The following is a 17,736-nucleotide window of genomic DNA, read 5'->3' as shown; positions in this document are numbered from 1 at the left end:
GGCCAGCTCGGCGCGAAGCCGCCGGTGTCCTCGTCCGTCCGGGGCGCGTTCACGGGCATGCTGCCGAACGCCGGGCCGCCGGTGGGGTCGTTCGGGAAGCCGCCACCGGGCGCGCCGGGGCCGCCAAGGCCAAGAAGAAGGGCCGCTCCAAGCTGGTGCTGCTCGGCGGCGGCCTGGTCCTGCTGCTCGGGGTCGCGTACGGCGCCGGGCTGCTGCTGAACCACGAGGACGTGCCCAAGGGCACCACCGTCATGGGCGTCGACATCAGCGGCACCCGCGACGAGGCGACCGCCAAGCTGCAGAACACCCTCGGCACCCGCGCCGCGACCCCGCTGGCGCTCAAGGCCGGCGACAAGCAGGTCGAGCTCAAGCCCGAGAAGGCCGGCCTGACCCTGGACACCCAGGCCACCGTGCGCGGCGCGACCGGCAGCGACTACAACCCGGTGACCGTGATCGGCTCCCTGCTGGGCCAGGAGCGCACTGCCGAGGCCGTCCTGCCGGTCGACGAGGAGAAGCTCCAGGTCGCCCTCCAGGAGCTGGCCGGCACCGCCGGCACGGCCGTCGAGGGCACCATCAAGTTCGAGCCGAACAAGGCCGTCCCGGTCCCCGGCAAGGCGGGCACCAGCCTGGACGTCAAGGCGTCCATGAGCCTGGTCGAGGACGCCTTCAAGACCCTGGTCCGGACCGGCAAGGCCCCGTCCGTCGAACTGCCCGTCGCCAACCGGGAGCCCACGATCACCCAGGCCGAGATCGACCGTGCCATGCGGGAGTTCGCCACCCCGGCGATGTCCGCGAACGTGGTGGTCAAGGCGGGCAACAAGTCGGTCCCGTTCGGCCCCGCCAAGTCCCTGCCCAAGATCCTGAGCATGAAGGCCGTCGACGGCAAGCTCGTCGAGAAGTACGACCTGGACGCGCTCAAGGAGCTCTACGGCAACGGCTTCGACGGGGTCCTGATCCAGCGCGGCAACGGCGAGAAGACGCCCGTCACCCCGCAGGACGTGGCCGGCGCCCTCGGCAAGGCGCTGGTGGGCAGGACCACGGCGGAGCGCACGGTCACGATCGACACGAACCCGAGCTGACCCGGCTCTCGCCGCCGCACTCCAGCCCCCGCCCGGGACCCCGGGCGGGGGCTGCGTCATGCACCGGACATGACATCTGTCATCCGGCATGCACGACCGCCGACACTGCCGCCGGCACCCCCTCGGCGGCGAATCTTGAGCCATGACGACGACCACGCCCACGACACGCACCGGGGCCGCCACCGACGGGGTGGCCGGCACGGTGGTGAGCTTCGAGAACGTGACCAAGCGGTACGGCGCCGTACGGGCCGTGGACGGGCTCAGCCTCCAGCTGCACCCCGGCGAGACCGTGGCCCTGCTCGGCCCGAACGGAGCCGGCAAGTCCACCACCCTCGACCTGCTCCTGGGCCTGCGCCCCGCCGACTCCGGCACCGTCCGGCTGTTCGGCACCACCCCGCGCGAGGCCGTGGCGGCCGGGCGGGTCGGCGCGATGCTGCAGAGCGGCGGCCTGATGGAGGAGGTGACCGTCCGCGAGCTGGTCGCGCTCGGCTGCACCCTGCACCCGCGGCCGTACCCGGTGGACGAGGTGCTCTCCCGGGCCGACCTCACCTCGATCGCCGACCGCAAGGTCAACAAGCTCTCCGGCGGCCAGGAGCAGCGGGTCCGCTTCGCCCTCGCCACCGCCGGCCACAGCGACCTGATCGTGCTGGACGAGCCGACCACCGGCATGGACGTCACCGCCCGGCAGGCCTTCTGGTCGACCATGCGGCAGCAGGCCGAGATGGGCCGCACGGTGCTGTTCGCCACGCACTACCTGGAGGAGGCGGACGCCATCGCCGACCGCGTGCTGGTGGTGGCCAAGGGCCGGCTGCTCGCGGACGGCACCGCCGCCGAGATCAAGGCCAAGGCCGGCGCCCGCAAGGTCTCGTTCGACCTCGAAGGGCCCGGCGACGCCGCCCTGGAGGCGAGCCTGCGCGCCCTGCCCGGGACGACCCGCTTCGAGCGGCACGGCAGCACCGTACGGATCCAGTCGCGCGACGCCGACGCCACCGTCCACGCGCTGTACGCCCTCGGGCTCTACCCCCGCAACCTGGAGGTCGCGGGCCTCGGCCTGGAAGAGGCCTTCATCGCTCTCACGGAAGAGGCCGCCTGAGCCATGCTGAACAACCGGACCTTCGCCCTGACCCGACTCGAAGTCTCCCGGACCATGCGGAACAAGAAGTTCTTGTTCTTCTCGGTCCTCTACCCCTCCGCCCTCTTCCTGATGCTCGGCGGCACTCTGGACGGCACCACCAAGGTCATGGGCACCGAGCTGACCATGCCGGCCTTCTACATGGTGGCCATGGCCTCCTTCGGCGCCCTGACCGCCGTCCTGATGGGCAACAGCGAACGCATCGCCAAGGAGCGCGAGTCCGGCTGGGTGCGCCAGCTGCGGCTGACCGCCCTGCCCGGCCGCGGCTACGTCCTGGCCAAGACGGCGAGCGCGGCCGTCATCTCGCTCCCGTCGATCGTGGTGGTCTTCGCGGTCGCCGCGGCGGCCAAGGGCGTCCGCTTCGAGGCCTGGCAGTGGGCCGCCCTGACCGGTTCCATCTGGGCCGGCAGCCTGGTCTTCGCCGCCCTCGGCGTGGCGCTCGGCTACCTGGCCAGCGGGGACACGGCCCGCCCGGTCACGATGATCGTCTACTTCGGCATGTCCATCCTGGGCGGCCTGTGGATGCCGACCGCGGTGTACCCGCAGTGGCTCCAGAACATCGCCGAGTGGCTGCCCACCCACGCCTACGCGGGCCTCGGCCAGTCCATCGAGCTGGGCAACGCACCGCGGCTGACCGACGTGGCCCTGCTGGCCGGATACTTCGTAGTGTTCGCCGGTGCCGCCGCGTGGCTGTACCGCAAGGATTCGTCGAAGGCGTGACACGATGGCACTGACGCAGGACGACACGGGACGGGCCGGTCCCGGGCGGACCGGCCCCGACCGGACCGGTGCGGAGCAGGCCGGCCCGGAGCGGATCGGCCCGGTGCGGATCGGGCAGCAGCCCGAGACCCGGCGCGGCAAGATCGTCAAGGGCATGTGGACGGGCGTCTGGCTCTTCTACCTCTCCGCGCCGGTCACCGACCTGGTCAGCGGCGGCCACTCCACGGGCGTGCGGGTGCTGGGCGCGCTCGGCCTGGCGGCCTTCGTCGCCTGGTACCTCGTCCTGATCTTCCGCTCCCAGCGGCCCAACAACTGGAACAGGGTCTTCCTGAGCCTGGTCGTCCTGGCGGCGCAGTCCGCGGTCCTGTCCCTGTCGCTGGGCCGGGAATGGCTGGTCCTGTACGTGTACGTGTCGATCGCCTCCGGCGCGGCCCTCCCCCTGGAGTGGTCCCGCTGGACCGTGCCGGGGACGACGGCCCTCCTGGTCGCCACCGGCCTCGCGGTCCCCGGCGGCGACGCCTACCTGGTGGGGCTGGTGGTCCCGGCCCTGCTGGGCGGCTTCGCGATGGTCGGCGTACGGCAGATGGTGCGCACCACGATGGAGCTGCGCCAGGCCAGGGCCACCGTGGCGGCGCTCGCCGCGAACGAGGAACGCCTGCGCATGGCCCGGGACCTCCACGACCTGCTGGGCCATTCCCTCTCCCTGATCACGCTCAAGAGCGAGCTGGCCGGCCGGATGCTGCCGGACCACCCCGACCGGGCCGCCCAGCAGGTGGCCGACATCGAGCGGGTCAGCCGGCAGGCGCTGGTCGATGTACGGGAGGCCGTCACCGGCTACCGCCGGCCCACGCTGCCCGGCGAACTGGCGGGCGCCCGTACGGCGCTGACCGCGGCCGGAGTGGTAGCCGTCCTGCCGGACACGGCGGAACCGGAGGCGTACGGCCTGGACGAGGAGCGCGAGGCGGCGCTGGCGTGGTCCCTGCGGGAGGCCGTCACCAACGTGGTGCGCCACAGCGGCGCGGCCCGCTGCACGGTGGCGCTGGAGCTGCGCGAGACCCTGGGCGGCCCGGTGGCCGAACTGACGGTCACCGACGACGGGGAGTCCGCCCCGTCCGCCGCCCCCGGCAACGGCCTGACCGGCCTGCGCGAGCGCCTGGAAGCCCTGGACGGCAGCCTGACCGCCGGCCCGGCCACGGGCCGCAAGGGCTTCCGGCTGACCGCGCGGATCCCGGCCCGCCTCCCCCTAGGATCGGGATCATGATCCGAGTGCTGCTGGCGGAAGACCAGTCCATGGTCCGGGAGGCCCTGGCGGCGCTGCTGGGCCTGGAGCCGGACATCGAGGTGGTGGCCCAGGTCGCCCGCGGCGACGAGGTGCTCGCGGCGGCCCGGTCCCACGAGGTGGACGTGGCCCTGCTGGACATCGAGATGCCCGGCATGACGGGCATCGAGGCGGCCGCGGCCCTGCGCACGGCCCTGCCCGGCCTGAAGATCGTGATCCTGACGACCTTCGGCCGCCCCGGCTACCTGCGCCGCGCGATGGAGGCGGGCGCCTCGGCCTTCCTGGTCAAGGACGCCCCCGCGGCCCAACTGGCCGAGGCCGTCCGCAAGGTCCTCGCGGGCGACCGCGTCATCGACCCCACCCTGGCCGCGGCAGCCCTGGCAGAAGGCGCGAACCCCCTGACGGACCGCGAACGCGAGGTCCTCCGCGCAGCGGCGGACGGCGCGACCAACGCCGAACTGGCCGCCCGCCTCCACCTCTCCCAGGGAACGGTCCGCAACTACCTCTCGACCGCCATCCAAAAACTGGCCGCCCGCAACCGCACCGAAGCCGTCCGCGTGGCCCGCGACAAGGGCTGGCTGTAGCGGGCCCGGCGGCCCCCGTCAGTTCAGCATGGCCCTCGCCGAGGTGGCCTCGCCGTGGATGCGGGTGGCGGTGGCGGGGTCGACCGGGGCGATCACGTCGGCGTAGGCGTCCAGTTCTGCCGCGCCCTCGCGGAACTCGCCCCGGTCGACCAGGACGCGGGCCCGGTCGTAGCGGAGCGAGGCCGGGTGGGAGGGCAGGAGCAGGGAGAGGTCCAGGGCCCACAGGGCCACCGCCGACTGTTCCGGGCGGGCGCCCGCCCAGGCCCTGATGTTGTTCAGGATCCGGAGCACGATGTCCAGCGTCCCGGCCGGCTCCAGCGGCGCGGCCGCCACCTCCGCCGGGCCCACCCCGAGCGCCGCGCCGCCGGCGAACGGGTCCACCGTGACCCGCTCCTGCGGATCGCCGAAGCCGATCACGAAGTGCCCGGGCAGCGCCAGGCCGTACACCGGGCCGCCCGCCCGCCGGGCGACCTCCATCCACACCACCGACAACAGGATCGGCAGGCCCCGGCGCCGCTCGAGCACCGCTGGCAGGAGGGAGGACGACAGGCGCTCGTAGTCGGCCGGGGTGCCGTGGAAGCCCAGCCGGGCGCCGAGCAGGTCCGTCAGGGCCGCCGCCCAGGCCCTGCCCCCGCGCAGTCCGTACGGCAGCAGCCCCGCCAGCCGGTCCAGCTCCATCTGGGCCTGGTCCAGCGCCCGTTCGTCGAAGGAGGGGTCCGCCTCGGCCGCCAGGTACAGGCACAGCAGGGCCAGGTCCGGCCGCTCGGAGCGGGCCTCCTCGGCGAACTGCTCGCGGAAGCTCACGAGCCCGCCGCCCGGAAGTGGTGGTACGCGTGGTGGACCGTGAAGCCCATCCGGTCGTACAGGGCGAGCGCCGCCGCGTTGTCGGACTCCACCTGGAGCCACGCCGCCGAGGCCCGCTCCGTGAGCGCCTGCCGGGCCAGCGCCGCCATCACGGCGGTGGCCAGGCCCTGCCGCCGGTGCTCCGGGGCCACCTCCACCGCCGAGAAACCGGCCCACCGGCCGTCGACCACCAGCCGGCCGATCGCCCGCCCCGGCACCGACGCGAACCACACCGACGGGCCGGAGGACAGCACCCGTACCGCCGTCGCCGCGTCGCGGACCTTGCCGTACCGGGCCAGCCATTCCCCGTCGCACTCCCGGGACAGCCGCACCGCCGACACGTCGGCCGCCACGTCCGCCAGCGGCGCCAGCGCGGCGATCCGTACGTCCGCCGAGACCTCCCGCACCCAGCCCAGCTCCGCCAGCCGCGCGCACAGCACCTCCTGGGTGCCGGCGCCGCCGGTGGCGGCCTGCACGTAGGGGGTGAGGCCGCGTTCCTCGTACCAGGCCTTCACTCGCGCGAGTGCTTCCGCCACGGGTATCCCCGGGTCGCCGAGCGGCAGCGCGGAGTTGGCCCGCCGGGTGAAGCCGCCCGCCGCGCGCAGCGTCCAGCCGCCCAGCGGCTCGCTCTCCACCGGCTGCCAGGACCGTGCCAGCACCGGCGCGAGCTCCTCGAAGCTCGCCGCGGGGCCGCGGCGGCGGGCCGGCGCCGGGGGCACGACCTTGCCCGCGACCAGCGCGGATTCCGCGATGTGGACGATTTCGCCGTCCTTCTTTGTGATCAGCAGCACACCGCCGGTCCACGATACGAGAACCCCGACGGTGTCCGTGAAGGACGAGGCCCCGTCCGCGGCCCGCTCCACCCGTCGTACGGAGACTCGTTTCCCCACGTCAGCGGGGGTGATGCGGATTTCCATGAGCGCACCGGCAGTGATTTCCACAGCTTGGTCAGCCCCTCCTGTTCGGATCGTGCCCAGGAACGGAGATACTAGGTGCGGGCATCGACGACGCCGCGCTCCCGCGCGATATGGAAAGCCCTACCGAGGAGGAACGAGAGCGTGACCTACGTCATCGCGGAGCCTTGTGTCGACGTCAAGGACAAGGCGTGCATCGAAGAGTGCCCCGTCGACTGCATCTACGAGGGCAACCGGTCCTTGTACATCCACCCGGACGAATGCGTCGACTGTGGCGCCTGTGAGCCGGTCTGCCCGGTCGAGGCGATCTTCTACGAGGACGACACTCCGGAGGAGTGGAAGGACTACTACAAGGCGAACGTCGAGTTCTTCGACGAGCTCGGCTCCCCGGGCGGTGCGTCCAAGCTCGGCCTGATCGAGCGCGACCACCCCTTCATCGCCGCGCTGCCGCCCATGGGCGAAGGCGACTGAGCGTCGTCCCGAGCGCCTCACGTGCCGTGAGCCCGTCCGGCAGCGCCCTCGGTCCCGTACGGCCCTCCGGCCGCACGGGACCGAGGCGTTTTGCGCGTCCGGCCCCTCCAGCCCATCCAGCCCATCCCCACTAGAGAGAGCAGAGAGCACCGTGGCCGCAGTATCCGCTCGTCTTCCCGCCTTCCCCTGGGACAAGCTGGAGCCGTACAAGGCAACCGCGTCCGCCCACCCGGACGGCATCGTCGACCTGTCGGTCGGCACCCCGGTGGACCCGGTGCCGGAGCTGATCCAGCGCGCCCTGGTCGACGCCGCCGACTCGCCGGGCTACCCCACGGTCTGGGGCACGCCGGCGCTGCGCGACGCGATCAGCGGCTGGGTCCGGCGCCGGCTCGGCGGCAGCAACGTGGGCCACCGCAACGTGCTGCCCGTCGTCGGCTCCAAGGAACTGGTGGCCTGGCTGCCGATCCAGCTGGGCCTCGGCCCCGGCGACAAGGTCGCCTACCCGCGGCTGGCCTACCCGACGTACGAGGTCGGCGCGCTGCTGGCCGGTGCCGAGGCCGTCGTCTACGACGACCCGACCGAGCTGGACCCGGCCGGCCTGAAGCTGCTGTGGCTGAACTCGCCGTCCAACCCGACCGGCAAGGTCATCCCCAAGGACGAGCTGGTCCGGATCGTGGCCTGGGCCCGCGAGCACGGCATCCTCGTCTTCAGCGACGAGTGCTACCTGGAGCTCGGCTGGGAGGCCGACCCGGTCTCGATCCTCCACGACGACGTCTCGGGCGGCTCCTACGAGGGCCTGGTCGCGGTCCACTCGCTCTCCAAGCGGTCCAACCTGGCCGGTTACCGGGCCGCGTTCGTCGCCGGTGACGCGGAGGTGCTCGCCGAGCTCCTGGAGATCCGCAAGCACGGCGGCATGATGACCCCCGCCCCGGTCCAGGCCGCCGCCGTCGTGGCCCTGGGCGACGACGCCCACGTGCAGGAGCAGCGGGAGCGCTACGCCGCCCGCCGGGACGCGCTGCGCACCGCGCTGGAGGCGCACGGCTTCCGGATCGAGCACAGCGAGGCCAGCCTCTACCTGTGGGCCACCCGGGACGAGCCGTGCTGGGAGACCGTGGCCTACCTGGCGCAGCTCGGCATCCTGGTCTGCCCCGGCGACTTCTACGGCGAGGCGGGGGAACGATTCGTCCGGGTCGCCTTCACCGCCACCGACGAGCGCGTCGAGGCCGCCGTCAAGCGCCTCGGCTGACCTGACACGACCGAAGGCCGAAGGGCCCGGAGCGGTCGCTCCGGGCCCTTCGACGTTCCGCGGTACGCGTACCGCGTACCGCGTGCCGCGTCCGTGCTGCTGCTCAGCCGCCGAGCGGCAGACCGCCCAGCGAAGGCAGCGTGGAGGCGGGGGTCTGCACCGGCAGGCCCTTGGCCGTCTCCTGCACCTTGCTGACGGTGTCGACGACATCGGGGGTGTCAGCGCCGTTCAGCGCACCGGTGGCGCTGCCCAGCGCGTCGGCGTCCATGGCACTGACCGGGCCCAGCGACTGGGTCACGGGCTCCAGGCCCGCGGCGCTCGCCGAGGCGGCCGCACCGACCACGGGTGCCGCACCGGCTGCCATCAGCAGGGCGGCCTGGGCGATCCGGCGGGTCAGGGGGAGGGACATCACGTGCTCCTAGCGGTAGCCGACCGAGTACGCCCTGTTCAACCGGTCGAGGCCCCCCCGGGGTTGCGGATGAACCGGGTAAAGGATCGGCAATGAGTCCGTTAATCGGCTTTCGGTGACCCCGCACCGGACACCCGGCCGGACCTCGAACGCACCTGGGGACCCTGCCGGGCCCAGGGCCTGTCCGACCCTGATCCGCCGGACGGCCCTAGCGCTTGACGAAGATCCGTACGTCGTGCGGGCCGGCGTTGCGCGGGTCGTCGGAGCCGCCCCTGCCCGGGGCCTTGCGGACCCACGCACCGCGGTTCTGGCCGGCCAGCCAGGCCACCCCGTCGTAGGACACCCGCTCCACGCCCAGCTCCGAGGCGTTGGCCACGGCCCAGTGGGCCAGTTCCCAGCCGCGCCGCCGCTCCTGGACCGACAGCGCTATCTCGGCGCCGTCGCTGCCGCCGACCGCCTGCCCGTGCGTACCGGCCGCCGAACCGGTCCGCGGCGCCACCTTCGGCCCGAACACCTTCACCAACTGCGCCTTGACCGCCTCCGGGTCCCCCGGGCGCTGCGGGCCCGGGCCGCTGCAGGTCATCGTGGCCGGGGCATTGCCGGTGAACGCCGCCGCCAGCAGCTGGGCGTCCGCCTCGTGCTTGGCGTACGCCTCCGGGTAGCCGCTGCGCTGGACCTCCTGCGCCGCCACCGTCAGCGGCATGTTCTCGTAGCCGTCGACCTCGGCGAGGTGCTCGTAGAACTTCGCCGCCGCGTACACCGGGTCCATGATCTGCTGCGGGGTGCCCCAGCCCATGGAGGGCCGCTGCTGGAACAGCCCGAGGGAGTCGCGGTCGCCGTGGTCGAGGTTGCGCAGGTGCGACTCCTGGATCGCCGTCGCTATGGCGATCGTCGCCGCCCGCTGCGGCATGCCCCGGTCCGTGCCGACGGCCGCGATCGTCGCGGCGTGTCCGGCCTGTTCGGGTGTCATCGCGTACGAGGCGCCGCCCGCCTCCACCGTGCAGTGGGGCGCGCCCCCGCCGGTCGAGTCGTACTGCACCGCGAAGTACCCGGCGACCCCCGCCAGCACGGCCAGCGCCAGCACCAGGCGGAACAGGCGTCGACGGAGTCCGGAGCGCTCGGCTTGCTGATCAGTTACGGGCACGCCGCCCACCGTACTGGAGTCCGGCGGCCCGTCCAGCAGCCGGACCTGAGGAAAATCGGACGATACCGCTGGTGAGGCGTCCAGCGGCCGGACGCGGACGCCGGGCACCCGGCCCGTCGCGTAGGGTCACTTCATGTCCGATACCGAGCTCGATCTCACCCTGGACGCCGCCGAGCTGACCGCGGCGCTCGTCGACATCCCGTCCGTGAGCGGCGACGAGAAGGTCCTCGCCGACGCCGTCGAGCAGGCGCTGCGCACCCTGCCGCACCTGACCGTCGACCGCTACGGCAACAACGTCGTCGCCCGCACCCACCTCGGCCGCGCCGAACGCGTCGTCCTCGCCGGCCACCTCGACACGGTGCCCATCGCCGACAACGTCCCCTCCCGGCTGGACGAGAACGGCGTCCTGTGGGGCTGCGGCACCACCGACATGAAGTCGGGCGTCGCCGTGCAGCTGCGCATCGCCGCGACCGTCCCCGAGCCCAACCGCGACCTCACCTTCGTCTTCTACGACCAGGAGGAGGTCGCCGCCGACCTCAACGGCCTGGGCAAGGTCGCCGAGGCCCACCCCGACTGGCTCGCCGGGGACTTCGCCGTCCTGCTGGAGCCCTCCGACGCCGAGGTCGAGGGCGGCTGCCAGGGCACCCTGCGGGTGCTGCTGCGCACCGCCGGCGAGCGCGCACACTCCGCGCGCAGCTGGATGGGCGCCAACGCCATCCACGCCGCCGCGCCGATCCTCGCCAAGCTGGCCGCGTACGAGCCGCGCAAGCCCGTCATCGACGGCCTGGAGTACCACGAGGGCCTCAACGCCGTACGGATCGAGGGCGGCGTCGCCAACAACGTCATCCCCGACTCCTGCACCGTGACGGTCAACTTCCGCTACGCCCCCGACCGCACCGAGGCCGAGGCCCTCGCCCACGTCGAGGAAGTCTTCGCGGACTGCGACATCGCCGAGTTCGTCGTCGACGACCTCTCCGGCGGCGCCCTGCCCGGTCTCTCGCACCCGGCCGCGGCCGCGTTCATGGAGGCCGTGGGCGGCAAGGCCATGCCCAAGTTCGGCTGGACCGACGTGTCCCGGTTCAGCGCCCTGGGCGTGCCCGCCGTCAACTACGGCCCGGGCGACGCGCTGCTGGCGCACAAGGTCGACGAGCGGGTGGACACCAAGGCGATCCTGCACTGCGAGGAGCGCCTGCGCGACTGGCTGACCTCGGGCTGACGTCCGGCCGACCCGGTGCGGCGTGCGTGGCCGATCCCCTGAACCGCGCCCGGCCGACCTCCCGAATTCCGCTCCCCGTCACCTTCGTGCGCCTACCCTGATCCGAACGATCAGCAGGAAGGGAGCGCACATCATGGGCAACCCGGAGAGCATGCGGCGCAGGCCCGAGGAACAGCAGCTCGGTCCGGTACTGCGCCGGCGCGGACAGGTCCAGGCGGGCAGCACGACCGACCAGCGGCTGCTGGACTCGGCAGGGCCCTCGGAATGGGTGCACACCGATCCCTGGCGGGTCCTGCGCATCCAGTCGGAGTTCATCGAGGGCTTCGGCACCCTGGCGGAGCTGCCGCCCGCCATCAGCGTGTTCGGCTCGGCCCGGACGCCCGCCGGTTCGTCCGACTACCTGGCCGGGGAGCAGATCGGCCGGGCCCTCGTGGAAGCGGGCTTCGCCGTCATCACCGGCGGCGGGCCCGGCGCGATGGAGGCCGCGAACAAGGGCGCCCGGGAGGCGAACGGGATCTCGGTCGGCCTCGGCATCGAGCTGCCCTTCGAGCAGGGGCTCAACCCGCACGTCGACCTCGGCTTGAACTTCCGGTACTTCTTCGTCCGCAAGACCATGTTCGTGAAGTACAGCCAGGGCTTCGTGGTCCTGCCGGGGGGCCTCGGCACCCTGGACGAGCTGTTCGAGGCGCTGACCCTGGTCCAGACGCAGAAGATCACCCGCTTCCCGATCGTGCTCTACGGCACCCAGTACTGGAGCGGGCTCGTGGAGTGGCTGCGCGACACCGTGGTCGCGCAGGGCAAGGCGTCCGAGCACGACCTGTTCCTCTTCCACGTCACCGACGACGTGGAAGAGGCGATCGCCCTGGTCACCAAGGAAGTCGGCAAGTAGGGCGCCGGCCGTCCGGCCGGGGCCGGGCGGCGGTCAGGCCAGGCCCCGGCGGGCGACCGCCGGGGGCCGGTGGCCCTGGATGGAACGGACCATGTCGAGGATCTGCCGGGTCTCGGCGACCTCGTGCACCCGGTAGACCTGGGCGCCCAGCCAGGCCGAGACGGCCGTGGTCGCCAGGGTGCCCAGCAGCCGTTCCTTGACCGGCTTGTCGAGGGTCTCTCCGACGAAGTCCTTGTTGGACAGCGAGACCAGCACCGGCCAGCCGGTGTCCGTCATCTCCGCCAGCCTGCGGGTGGCCTCCAGCGAGTGCCGGGTGTTCTTGCCGAAGTCGTGGCCCGGGTCGATCAGGATCGCGTCCCGGCGCACCCCGAGGGCGGCAGCCCGCTCCGCCAGGCCCACGGTGACGTCGAGGATGTCGGCCATCACGTCGTCGTACGCGATCCGGTGCGGCCGGGTCCGCGGCTCGACCCGGCCCGCGTGCGTGCACACCAGCCCCACGTCGTAGCGGGCGGCGACCTCCGCGAGCTTGGCGTCCACCCCGCCCCAGGCGTCGTTCAGCAGGTCCGCGCCGGCCTCGCAGACGGCCTCGCCGACCTCGTGCCGCCAGGTGTCCACGCTGATCACCACGTCCGGGTGGCGGCGGCGCACCTCGGCCACGAAGCCGACCGTGCGGCGGATCTCCTCGGCGGCGTCCACGTGTTCGCCGGGCCCGGCCTTGACCCCGCCGATGTCGATGATCGCGGCACCCTCGGCCACCGCCTGCTCCACCCGGTCCAGGGCCGGCTCGTCGCGGAAGGTGGCGCCCTGGTCGTAGAAGGAGTCCGGGGTCCGGTTCACGATGGCCATGATCACCGCCTCGTGGGTGTCGAACTCACGCCTGCCCAGTCGCAGCATCCCCTTGAACCCTTCCTCGGCCGTCTCATGGCTCGCCTGTGACCTTAACCGTCACAGGCACGTGGCACGATCGGGGTCAGGAGTCGTGCCGACCGTCCCCAGGGGAGTTCATCGTGTTCTGGTTCTTGCTGATCGCGCTGGTCGTGGTGGTCGCCGCGGTCACCCTCGCCGTGGTCGGCGGCGGGGAGGAGGCCGTGCTGCCCGAGGCCGCGCCCGAGCGGGTCGCGGACGCCCTGCCGGAGTCGAGACCGGTGGTCCGGGAGGACATCGACGCCCTGCGGCTGCCGGTGGCCCCGCGCGGCTACCGGATGGCCGAGGTGGACGACGTCCTGCTGCGCCTCGGCGCGGAGCTGGCGGAGCGGGACAAGCGGATCGCGGAGCTGGAGGCGGCCCTGGGCCCGGCCCCCGCGAACCCGGCGACTCCGACGGCCCCGACGGACGGGGCCGACGCGGCGGGCCAGGGCGGCCCGAGCCTGATGAAGGGGGAGCAGCGGTGAGCGACGGCAAGGCGCTGGCCGGACCGGACGGGGCGCTGCGCTGCCCCTGGGCCCTGGCCACCGAGGACTACGTGGTCTACCACGACACCGAGTGGGGCCGGCCGGTCCACGGCGACGACGCGCTGTACGAGCGGCTGTGCCTGGAGGCCTTCCAGTCCGGGCTGTCCTGGCTGACGATCCTGCGCCGCCGCGAGGGCTTCCGCGCGGCCTTCGCCGACTTCAAGATCGCGGCGGTGGCGGAGTTCGGGCCGAAGGACGCGGAGCGGCTGCTGCTGGACCCCGGCATCATCCGCAACCGGGCGAAGATCGAGGCCACCCTCGCCAACGCCAAGGTGCTGGCGGGCTGGGCGCCCGGCGAGCTCGACGCACTGATCTGGTCGCACGCCCCCGTGGAGCCGGGCCCGGCCCCGGTGAGCATCGGGGAGGTGCCGGCGGTGACCGACGCGTCCACGGCGCTGGCCAAGGCCCTCAAGAAGGAGGGCATCCGCTTCGTCGGCCCCACGACGGCGTACGCGCTGATGCAGGCGTGCGGCCTGGTGGACGACCACCTGGCGGACTGCACGGCCCGGGGCCTCGGCGGCACCCGGGCCGGGCGGTGAATAGGGTCCTGCGGTCCGGCGCGGGTCAGCGGCCGAGGTACTTCGGGGTCTCCTTGGCCAGGAAGGCGGCCACGGCGATGGAGTGGTCCTCGGACGCGCCGGCCATGATCTGCAGCTCGTCCTCCTTCTCCAGGGCCTCGTCGAGCGAGTGCCCGGCGCCGTAGGCGAGCGAGGCCTTGATCGCGGCGTAGGCCACGGTCGGGCCGGCCGCCAGGGTCCGGGCCAGGCGCTCGGCCTCGGCGGCGAGGGCGTCGGCGGGCACCAGCCGGTTGACGATGCCGAGGTCGTACGCCTCCTGCGCGGAGATGTTCCGCGGGAAGAACAGCAGGTCGGCGGCGCGGGAGGGGCCGATCAGCCGGGGCAGCGTCCAGGAGACGCCGGAGTCGGCGGTCAGGGCCACCCCGGCGAAGGAGGTGTTGAAGGCGGCGGTGTCGGCGGCGATCCGGTAGTCGGCGGCCAGCGCGAACCCGAAGCCGGCCCCGGCGGCGACGCCGTTGACGGCGGCGACCACGGGCTTGTGCATCTCGGTGATCGTCCGGACGATCGGGTTGTAGTGCTCGGAGACCGTGGTCATGGTCAGCGTCGAGCCGTTCTCCCGGTCGGCCGCCAGGTTGCCGACGTGCTCCTTGAGGTCCTGGCCGACGCAGAAGGCACGGTGGCCGGCGGCGGTCAGCAGGACCGCGCGGACCGCGGGGTCCGCGGCCGCGGCCGCGAGCGCGTCGCGCAGGGCGACCTTGGCCTCCGTGTTCATCGCGTTCATCGCGTCGGGACGGTTGATCGTGATGGTGGCGAGTCCGTCGGACAGCTCGTAGAGAACGCTGTCGGCCATGTCGGGGGTCCCCCTTCGTCGCGGGCGTGAGGTCCCCAGCATGGCGGACCGCGCGGCGGCCTGGGGATGTGATGTGCGTCAAAGAATCGGACGGGCGCCACCCGGGCGCGAGGGCGAAGTATCGCAGGCGGATCCCCGAAATGAGTGGTTTTGGTCGCGCGCGTTGCGCAAGCGTTCTCCGTCGATGTTGGTCATCGGGTCCTGACATGCGGGATAATGGCTGGGAAGCAATGTGTTCGATGCCGGTAGAGGCGCCTGAATGGGGCCGTCGGCTGACGATGAGCTGGTTTCAGGAAGGGGAACGAGCATGGCGGCCATGAAGCCGCGGACGGGCGACGGCCCGCTCGAGGTGACCAAGGAGGGGCGGGGCATCGTCATGCGCGTACCGCTCGAAGGTGGCGGTCGGCTCGTGGTCGAGCTGACCCCGGACGAGGCCGACGCTCTCGGCGACGCCCTGAAGAAGGTCGTCGGCTGACCCCGACGCCCCCGAGCTTTTCCCGATGCCCCGGCTCCCGACATGGGACCGGGGCATCGGCGTACCCCCCGAGGGGACGGGCGTGTGCGGTCAGCGCCGCACGGCGCACAGCAGCCCGTCCCCGACGGGCAGCAGCGCCGACTCCAGGGCCGGACTTTCGCGCACGGTCCGCAGCAGTTCGCGCACCCGCAGGACCTCGACCGGCTGTGCCGCGGAGTCCACGACCCGCCCCTCCGCGAAGACCCCCTCGAAGCACACCAGGCCGCCGGGCCTCAGCAGCCGCAACGATTCAGCGAGGTAGTCCAGCGACTCCGTCGGGTCCCCGTCGCAGAACACGAGGTCGTACCCGCCGTCCGCGAGCCGCGGCAGCACGTCCAGCGCCCGCCCCGGGATGAACCGCGCCCGGTTCCCGGCGAAGCCCGCCGCCCGGAACGCCTGCCGGGCGAACGCCTGCCGGTCCGGCTCGGGATCCACGGTGGTCAGGACCCCGTCCGGCCGCATCCCGTACAGCAGGTGGATGCCGGAGACCCCGGTCCCGGTCCCGATCTCGGCGACCGCCTTGGCGTCGGCGGTGGCGGCGAGCAGGCGCAGCGCGGCCCCGGTGCCGGGGGACACGGACCGCAGGCCCGCCTCCCTCGCCCGGTCGCGGGCCCACCGCAGAGCGTCGTCCTCGGCGACAAACGCGTCGGCGAATGCCCAGCTCGTCTGCCGGTTGCCGGTAATGACCCTCTCCTGTCCCCTTAGTTGGCGCAACGGTGACTGTATCCGCTGCCACCGGGAACCCGCAGATGGGACCGGGCGTTGAGGGGGATGAAGGGGACGCCGCCGGGTAGATCGACACCTCTGGCGGAGGCCTCGTGCAAAGTTAGGGCAAAAAAGCTTATCCGGAGCTGACGGACGGGGTGGCTATGGTAGGGGCTCCACTGGACACCACCAGAGCCGACAGGGGAGGTGCGGCTGCGCCTGTGGATCGTGGAGGCGTCCTGCGACGTCTCTTCAGGTCGGCAGGTGAGCCGAAATCCGTGACCGACATCGTTGCTGACCGCATCCACACCGCCGACACCGCAACCACCGCGACCTTCGCCGCCGACGCGGGTTCGCAGGCGTGGGCCCCTCCCTCCTGGGAGGACATCGTCAGCACCCACAGCGCCCGGGTCTACCGCCTCGCCTATCGCCTGACGGGCAACCAGCACGACGCCGAGGACCTCACCCAGGAGGTCTTCGTCCGGGTCTTCCGGTCGCTGTCCACGTACACGCCCGGCACCTTCGAGGGCTGGCTCCACCGGATCACCACCAACCTCTTCCTGGACATGGTCCGCCGCAAGCAGCGGATCCGGTTCGACGCGCTCGCCGACGACGCCGCCGAGCGGCTGCCCTCGCGCGAGCCGTCCCCGCAGCAGGTGCTGCACGACACCCACTTCGACGCCGATGTGCAGCAGGCACTCGACACCCTTGCGCCGGAATTCCGTGCCGCCGTCGTACTCTGCGACATCGAGGGCCTGTCCTACGAGGAGATCGCCGCGACGCTCGGCGTGAAGCTCGGGACCGTGCGCAGCCGCATCCACCGGGGGCGGTCGCACCTGCGCAAGGCACTCAAGCACCGCTCGCCCGAGGCCCGGGCCGAGCAGCGGGCTCTGGCCGGGGTCGGGGGAGGAGGCGGAACGGAGTGAGCGGAGCCAGTCCGTCACCCGCAGAACAGCATCTGGGCGACCGGCTCGCCGCCCTGGTGGACGGGGAGCTGAGCCATGACGCGCGCGAGCGGGTGCTCGCGCACCTCGCCACGTGCGCCCGGTGCAAGGCCGAGGCGGATGCGCAGCGGCGACTGAAGACCCTGTTCGTGGAGAGCGCCATGCCGGCGCCGTCCGCCGGGCTGCTGGCCCGGCTGCAGGGGCTCCCGGGCCAGCCGGGCCCCCTGGACGGCGGAGACGACGACGGCGCCGGCGGTCCCGCCGGCCGCGCCCCGCTGGGCGGCCGTGGCCCGCTGGGCCGGTCCCCGCTGGGCGGCGAGGGCCTGGACACCTTCGGCTACGCCGTGCCGGTGGCGCCGCAGCAGGGCTTCCGGATCCACGAGGTGGGCCGGCCGCGCCGCCGTTTCGCGTTCGTCGCGGCCGGGGCCGTCTCGCTGGCCGCGATCGCCCTGGGCGGCGCGCTCCCGCTGGACATCGCCGACCCCGCCGGCCGCGGCGAGGGCGGCGTCAACGTCACGCCCGTCACCGGCCCGGGCGGCAGCCTCGGCGGGGCCGTCCCGGTGGCCGACGCCGTGGTCCGCGACCGCGACTGGGACTCCCGCCACCGGGGCGCGGCGGCCCCCACGGCGCCCACGCACACCCCGTCGCACACCCCGTCCCCCTCCCTCTCCGACCGGCCGGTCTCCTTGTCGCGCTGACGGTGCCCCCCGGACCTGGTTGAATTCCGGCGAGGCGCGCCACGGGGCGCGCGGAGCCCGGGGGAGCACCGATGTCGTCCGACACCCGACCCACCAGCCGCCGACCCCACTGGTGGACCCAGCCCGAGGG

Annotated in this window: 19 protein-coding genes and 2 pseudogenes; 14 read left to right on the top strand and 7 right to left on the bottom strand. The window is 73.0% G+C overall.

The genetic code is table 11. The features are described 5' to 3' along the window. The 5 genes from EF918_RS20120 to EF918_RS20100 form a co-directional block, all read left to right on the top strand. On the top strand, positions 1-1,079 hold a 1,079-nt coding region (locus EF918_RS20120), incomplete at its 5' end, for a hypothetical protein (RefSeq protein ID WP_312847843.1). Positions 1,080-1,221: 142 nt separating this feature from the next. Further along, positions 1,222-2,172 (top strand): ABC transporter ATP-binding protein, encoded by a 951-nt coding sequence (locus EF918_RS20115; RefSeq protein WP_125648268.1) that lies wholly within the window; start codon positions 1,222-1,224, stop codon positions 2,170-2,172. Positions 2,173-2,175: 3 nt separating this feature from the next. After that, positions 2,176-2,931: an ABC transporter permease gene (locus tag EF918_RS20110; protein WP_125648265.1), complete on the top strand. Its 756-nt coding sequence runs from the start codon at positions 2,176-2,178 to the stop codon at positions 2,929-2,931. Between the two features lie 94 nt (positions 2,932-3,025). Next, positions 3,026-4,192 (top strand): sensor histidine kinase, encoded by a 1,167-nt coding sequence (locus EF918_RS20105; RefSeq protein WP_260610406.1) that lies wholly within the window; start codon positions 3,026-3,028, stop codon positions 4,190-4,192. Beyond that, a complete protein-coding gene (locus tag EF918_RS20100; RefSeq protein ID WP_125648274.1) occupies positions 4,180-4,794 on the top strand; it encodes a response regulator transcription factor in 615 nt (204 codons plus the stop codon). Before EF918_RS20105 ends, EF918_RS20100 begins: the two co-directional genes overlap by 13 nt. 18 nt (positions 4,795-4,812) lie before the next feature. On the opposite strand, the gene EF918_RS20095 is transcribed toward EF918_RS20100, so the two are convergent. Together EF918_RS20095 and EF918_RS20090 are read right to left on the bottom strand one after the other, a co-directional pair. Next, complete coding sequence (locus tag EF918_RS20095; RefSeq protein ID WP_260610402.1) at positions 4,813-5,598, bottom strand: transglutaminase-like domain-containing protein; 786 nt, start codon at positions 5,596-5,598, stop codon at positions 4,813-4,815. Continuing rightward, positions 5,595-6,578 (bottom strand): N-acetyltransferase, encoded by a 984-nt coding sequence (locus EF918_RS20090; protein WP_125648256.1) that lies wholly within the window; start codon positions 6,576-6,578, stop codon positions 5,595-5,597. Before EF918_RS20090 ends, EF918_RS20095 begins: the two co-directional genes overlap by 4 nt. A 117-nt stretch (positions 6,579-6,695) precedes the next feature. Between EF918_RS20090 and fdxA the strand changes: the two genes are divergently transcribed. Both fdxA and dapC read left to right on the top strand, forming a co-directional pair. Next, positions 6,696-7,022: a ferredoxin gene (gene fdxA / locus EF918_RS20085; protein WP_125648253.1), complete on the top strand. Its 327-nt coding sequence runs from the start codon at positions 6,696-6,698 to the stop codon at positions 7,020-7,022. A gap of 151 nt (positions 7,023-7,173) precedes the next feature. Continuing rightward, positions 7,174-8,268 (top strand): succinyldiaminopimelate transaminase, encoded by a 1,095-nt coding sequence (gene dapC, locus EF918_RS20080; protein ID WP_125648250.1) that lies wholly within the window; start codon positions 7,174-7,176, stop codon positions 8,266-8,268. Positions 8,269-8,512: 244 nt separating this feature from the next. On the opposite strand, the pseudogene EF918_RS38320 reads toward dapC, so the two are convergent. Beyond that, positions 8,513-8,677 (bottom strand): annotated as a pseudogene (locus EF918_RS38320) (ATP-binding protein); the annotation flags it as partial. 208 nt (positions 8,678-8,885) lie between these two features. Continuing rightward, complete coding sequence (locus EF918_RS20070) at positions 8,886-9,773, bottom strand: heavy metal transporter (protein ID WP_125648271.1); 888 nt, start codon at positions 9,771-9,773, stop codon at positions 8,886-8,888. A gap of 181 nt (positions 9,774-9,954) precedes the next feature. On the opposite strand from EF918_RS20070, the gene dapE reads away from it, so the two are divergent. Together dapE and EF918_RS20060 are read left to right on the top strand one after the other, a co-directional pair. Then, entirely contained in the window at positions 9,955-11,037 is a 1,083-nt protein-coding gene (dapE, locus tag EF918_RS20065) for a succinyl-diaminopimelate desuccinylase (protein ID WP_125648244.1), read from the top strand. 133 nt (positions 11,038-11,170) lie between these two features. Continuing rightward, positions 11,171-11,926 carry a TIGR00730 family Rossman fold protein gene (locus EF918_RS20060; RefSeq protein WP_125648241.1) on the top strand — a complete coding sequence of 252 codons (756 nt, stop codon included), beginning with the start codon at positions 11,171-11,173 and terminating at the stop codon, positions 11,924-11,926. Between the two features lie 33 nt (positions 11,927-11,959). Here EF918_RS20060 and folP read toward each other — a convergent pair whose 3' ends face one another. Next, complete coding sequence (gene folP, locus EF918_RS20055) at positions 11,960-12,820, bottom strand: dihydropteroate synthase (RefSeq protein WP_125648238.1); 861 nt, start codon at positions 12,818-12,820, stop codon at positions 11,960-11,962. Positions 12,821-12,933: 113 nt separating this feature from the next. On the opposite strand from folP, the gene EF918_RS39090 reads away from it, so the two are divergent. Together EF918_RS39090 and EF918_RS20045 are read left to right on the top strand one after the other, a co-directional pair. Continuing rightward, positions 12,934-13,317, top strand: coding sequence for a DivIVA domain-containing protein (locus EF918_RS39090; RefSeq protein WP_125648235.1), 384 nt, complete (start codon positions 12,934-12,936; stop codon positions 13,315-13,317). Continuing rightward, positions 13,314-13,916, top strand: a complete 603-nt coding sequence (locus EF918_RS20045) for a DNA-3-methyladenine glycosylase I (RefSeq protein ID WP_125648232.1) — start codon at positions 13,314-13,316, stop codon at positions 13,914-13,916. The genes EF918_RS39090 and EF918_RS20045 overlap by 4 nt, the downstream gene beginning before the upstream one ends. Before the next feature lie 25 nt (positions 13,917-13,941). Here EF918_RS20045 and EF918_RS20040 read toward each other — a convergent pair whose 3' ends face one another. Continuing rightward, positions 13,942-14,745: an enoyl-CoA hydratase/isomerase family protein gene (locus EF918_RS20040; protein WP_125648229.1), complete on the bottom strand. Its 804-nt coding sequence runs from the start codon at positions 14,743-14,745 to the stop codon at positions 13,942-13,944. Between the two features lie 307 nt (positions 14,746-15,052). On the opposite strand from EF918_RS20040, the gene EF918_RS20035 reads away from it, so the two are divergent. Then, a complete protein-coding gene (locus EF918_RS20035) occupies positions 15,053-15,220 on the top strand; it encodes a DUF3117 domain-containing protein (RefSeq protein WP_003966491.1) in 168 nt (55 codons plus the stop codon). Between the two features lie 90 nt (positions 15,221-15,310). Here EF918_RS20035 and EF918_RS20030 read toward each other — a convergent pair whose 3' ends face one another. Next, the gene (locus tag EF918_RS20030; RefSeq protein ID WP_125648226.1) at positions 15,311-15,973 is read right to left on the bottom strand and encodes an O-methyltransferase; all 663 of its coding nucleotides are present in this window, start codon (positions 15,971-15,973) and stop codon (positions 15,311-15,313) included. 155 nt (positions 15,974-16,128) lie between these two features. On the opposite strand from EF918_RS20030, the gene sigE reads away from it, so the two are divergent. Further along, complete coding sequence (sigE, locus tag EF918_RS20025; protein WP_185921831.1) at positions 16,129-16,890, top strand: RNA polymerase sigma factor SigE; 762 nt, start codon at positions 16,129-16,131, stop codon at positions 16,888-16,890. After that, positions 16,887-17,432: pseudogene (locus EF918_RS20020) on the top strand (anti-sigma factor); the annotation flags it as partial. The gene sigE and the pseudogene EF918_RS20020, both read left to right, overlap by 4 nt. Between the last annotated feature and the right edge of the window lie 304 nt (positions 17,433-17,736).

Origin of the sequence: Streptomyces sp. WAC06614 (genome assembly GCF_003949795.1) — a bacterium.
Lineage (GTDB): Bacteria > Actinomycetota > Actinomycetes > Streptomycetales > Streptomycetaceae > Streptomyces.
Note: the sequence above shows the minus strand (reverse complement) of the source record. Positions and strands in the feature narration are given on the sequence as shown.

Bases quoted from the DNA above. Each gene is read 5' to 3' on its own strand.
- EF918_RS20115 (WP_125648268.1), top strand. From the start codon at position 1,222: ATGACGACGACCACGCCCACGACACGCACCGGGGCCGCCACCGACGGG.
- EF918_RS20110 (WP_125648265.1), top strand. From the start codon at position 2,176: ATGCTGAACAACCGGACCTTCGCCCTGACCCGACTCGAAGTCTCCCGG.
- dapE (WP_125648244.1), top strand. From the start codon at position 9,955: ATGTCCGATACCGAGCTCGATCTCACCCTGGACGCCGCCGAGCTGACC.
- EF918_RS20060 (WP_125648241.1), top strand. From the start codon at position 11,171: ATGGGCAACCCGGAGAGCATGCGGCGCAGGCCCGAGGAACAGCAGCTC.
- folP (WP_125648238.1), bottom strand. From the start codon at position 12,820: ATGCTGCGACTGGGCAGGCGTGAGTTCGACACCCACGAGGCGGTGATC.
- EF918_RS20040 (WP_125648229.1), bottom strand. From the start codon at position 14,745: ATGGCCGACAGCGTTCTCTACGAGCTGTCCGACGGACTCGCCACCATC.
- EF918_RS20035 (WP_003966491.1), top strand. From the start codon at position 15,053: ATGGCGGCCATGAAGCCGCGGACGGGCGACGGCCCGCTCGAGGTGACC.
- sigE (WP_185921831.1), top strand. From the start codon at position 16,129: ATGGTAGGGGCTCCACTGGACACCACCAGAGCCGACAGGGGAGGTGCG.